The sequence below is a fragment of the Streptomyces bobili genome, from assembly GCF_002154575.1.
Classification (GTDB): Bacteria; Actinomycetota; Actinomycetes; order Streptomycetales; family Streptomycetaceae; genus Streptomyces; species Streptomyces bobili.
Genome location: NZ_MUBA01000751.1, coordinates 1 through 2,922 on the forward strand (window position 1 = coordinate 1; position 2,922 = coordinate 2,922).

Annotated in this window: 4 protein-coding genes; 1 reads left to right on the plus strand and 3 read right to left on the minus strand. The window is 72.3% G+C overall.

The genetic code is table 11. The features are described from left to right. Positions 1 to 717: DUF6766 family protein (locus BZL64_RS37170; protein ID WP_086773407.1), on the minus strand; the 717-nt coding region annotated here is incomplete at its 3' end. Positions 718 to 801: 84 nt separating this feature from the next. Continuing rightward, positions 802 to 1,209: a hypothetical protein gene (locus BZL64_RS37175; RefSeq protein ID WP_086773408.1), complete on the minus strand. Its 408-nt coding sequence runs from the start codon at positions 1,207 to 1,209 to the stop codon at positions 802 to 804. A 206-nt stretch (positions 1,210 to 1,415) separates the two neighbouring features. On the opposite strand from BZL64_RS37175, the gene BZL64_RS37180 reads away from it, so the two are divergent. Next, the gene (locus BZL64_RS37180) at positions 1,416 to 2,120 is read left to right on the plus strand and encodes a YqjF family protein (protein WP_167396260.1); all 705 of its coding nucleotides are present in this window, start codon (positions 1,416 to 1,418) and stop codon (positions 2,118 to 2,120) included. Positions 2,121 to 2,126: 6 nt separating this feature from the next. Here BZL64_RS37180 and BZL64_RS37185 read toward each other — a convergent pair. Beyond that, positions 2,127 to 2,922, minus strand: a 796-nt coding sequence (locus BZL64_RS37185; protein WP_143663431.1) for an ATP-binding cassette domain-containing protein, incomplete at its 5' end; no start/stop codon positions are given.

Genomic DNA, 2,922 nt, shown 5'->3' on the forward strand with positions numbered 1-2,922 from the left:
GCCCTCGACGCCGGTGGCGTCGTGTGCCGCGCCGACCGGCTTGGACTCCGGTGAGCCTCGCTGGCGCAGGTAGATCGAGAGCACCGCCATGGAGGCGACGGCCAGGAGTTCGGACTGCCAGTTCTGCAGGGTGCGGTTCCAGAAGTCGGCGGCACCGAGGTAGTCGGCCCAGCTCATGGGGGCCTGCAACTGGCGCAGGCGCTGCTCGTTGTAGGCGGCCACGCCGGTGATCGACTGCACCAGCCAGGACAGCAGGAAGATGGTGCCCATGACCAGCAGCAGGGAGTTCGCGTACACGGTGCGCCGCCAGCCGGAGGCCGCCGCCCACTTCGGTGAGGTCTTCACCGCGTGTTCGCCGACCAGCTGGTCCTTGTCGGACTCCGTGCCGGACTTGCCCGGTTCCTTGGATTCCGGGGAGCCGCGCTGGAGCAGCCAGACCGTCACCCCGATGTAGAGGAAGAACTGCAGGTACTCCGACTGCCAGTTCTCCGCCACGTCGACCGCGAAGTCGGACGAGGTGACATAGGCGAGGAAGCCCACGGACTGGAGCTGGTCGGCGGCCAGCTGGTCGTTGAAGTCGGCCTGTCCGGCGAACGCCTGCCCGACCACCGTCAGCAGGAACGCGAGGGTGAAGAACAGTCCCAGCCCGTTGTCCTTGAGGAAGCCCCGGATGCTGCCGCGTTCGGTTGGACGGGTACCGGCGGTGCGCCCGCTCATCGCTGCATCAGTCCCAGCGTGGCGAGGTAGGCGAGACCGACCCCGACGATCAGCAGGATGGTGACGAACATGGTTCTCACGGGCTCACCCACCTTTGATCTGGCACTGGTACGGGGTACCCGGGCGGGGGGTGCAGCCGGCGGCCACGATCTTCCAACCGGCGGAGAAGTGGGAGAGGAACAGGGTGTCGTCGGCCAGTACCGCCCGCGCCTGGTTGCCGTACACGTCGACCACGCGCACGGCGCCGCCCGGTTTCAGGGACTCCTCGCCGAGCGCCTGTGCGCAGGGAGCGCCGGCCGACTGCTCCACTTCCTCGGCGGTCGCCGGGGCGAGGCCCTCGCACATGCGCGCGTAGTCACGCTCGCCGAGCGCCTTCTCGAAGGCGACCGTGGCGGCGCGTACGTCGTCGCGCCGTTCCGACACCGCGCCGCACCCACTGACGGCGACCGCGAGCACAAGGGCGACCGCTGTGCCGCGCACCCGTCCGGCCATCCCGCCACCTCCCCGTCCGAGGCCACGTCCACGTCCGTGGCCTGCCCCGGCATTACACAGCACGGGTGCACCCCGGGCCGGATTCCACGCCCGGGATTCGTCCTGTCGGTGCAGGGGCGGCGTACGGGGCGTCACCGGCCGTCTGTCATTCTGGCGCCGTGCTGCAGCCCGCCTCCGTGACGCCCGACGCCCCCGACCCCGTCGGGATGCCGCTGCTGACGCAGCAGTGGCTCGATCTGTGCTTCGTCCACTGGGCGGTGGCGCCGGATACGGTGGCGGGACTCCTGCCGTCGGGCACCGTTCCCGATGTGCACGAGGGGTCGACGTACGTCGGTCTCGTGGCCTTCCGGATGCACCGGGTGGGCTGGCTGCGGCTGCCGGGGGTGCCGTATCTCGGATCGTTCCCGGAGACCAATGTGCGGCTGTACTCGGTGGACGGGCACGGGCGGCGCGGGGTGGTGTTCCGGTCGATGGACGCGGCGCGGCTGATCCCGGTCGTGATGGGGCGCGTCGGCTTCCGGCTGCCGTATCTGTGGTCGCGGATGCGGGTGCGCGCGGACGGCGACACCGTGGCCTACACGAGTGCGCGCCGGTGGCCGGGGCCGCGCGGTGCGTCGAGCCGGATCGTGGTGCGCCGGGGTGAACGCATCGAGGAGCCCACGGAGCTTGAGCACTTCCTGACCGCGCGCTGGGGGATGCACAACGCGTTCTTCGGCGGCGCCGCCTATCTGCCCAACGACCATCCGCGCTGGCCCCTGCACCGGGCGGAGCTGCTCGTCTGCGAGGAGGATCTGGTCGTCGCGGCCGGACTGCCGGCGCCGCAGGGGGCGCCGGTCAGTGTCCTGTACTCGCCGGGCGTGCCGGTGCGCCTGGGCCGCCCGGCCCGCCCGGCGGGAATCCCGACCCCCTGACGCCCGTCAGGGACGCGTCGCCGCCCCCAGACGTGCCGTGGTCTCCATCAGCGAGACGGTGAAGGGGTGCTGAGGATCCGTCAGGATCCGTTCCGCCGGACCCTGTTCGACGATTACCCCCGCTTCCAGTACGGCGATGCGGTGGGCGAGGCGTGCGGTGTCCAGGTCGTGGGTGATCAGGACGAGGGCGAGGTCGTCACCGTCGCTCAGGAGGCCCGCCAGGAGGTCGAGGATGCCGCGCCGGGTGACCGTGTCGAGGCCGGAGGTGATCTCGTCGCAGATCAGGACGCGGGGCCGGGCGAGCAGGGCGCGGGCTAGGGCGGCCCGCTGGAGTTCGCCGCCGGAGAGGGCGCCGGGCGGGCGGTGGGCGAGATCCTCCGGCAGGCCGAGCCGGGCCAGGGTCGTCAACGCCTCGTCGGCCGCGGTGTGTTCGTCGGTGCCGCGCAGGCGGACGGCCGTGCGGGCGACCTGGGCGAGGACGGGACGGAACTCGTCGAAGGCGGCGCGGGCGTCCTGGAACACGTACTGCACGGCGGCGAGCCGGTCCCGGTCGCGGCGTCGCAGGCTGCGCGGGAGGGCCGTCCCGTCGAGGAGGATCTCGCCGGTGTGGTCGTGGTGGAGTCCGGCCAGGCAGCGGGCGAGGGTGGTCTTGCCGCTGCCCGAGCGGCCGACGACGGCGAGGCACTCGCCGGCGCCGAGGGTGAGGTGCGGGGCGCGCAGCACGGTGGTGGTGCCGTGCGCGGCGGTCAGGTCGCGGACGGTCAGCACGGGCCGGGCGGGGTCGGCGCCGGTGTCCTGGGGC

What these genes read in the sequence shown, in the direction of transcription:
- BZL64_RS37175 (WP_086773408.1), bottom strand. Translation starts at nt 1,209, where the DNA reads ATGGCCGGACGGGTGCGCGGCACAGCGGTCGCCCTTGTGCTCGCGGTC.
- BZL64_RS37180 (WP_167396260.1), top strand. Translation starts at nt 1,416, where the DNA reads ATGCCGCTGCTGACGCAGCAGTGGCTCGATCTGTGCTTCGTCCACTGG.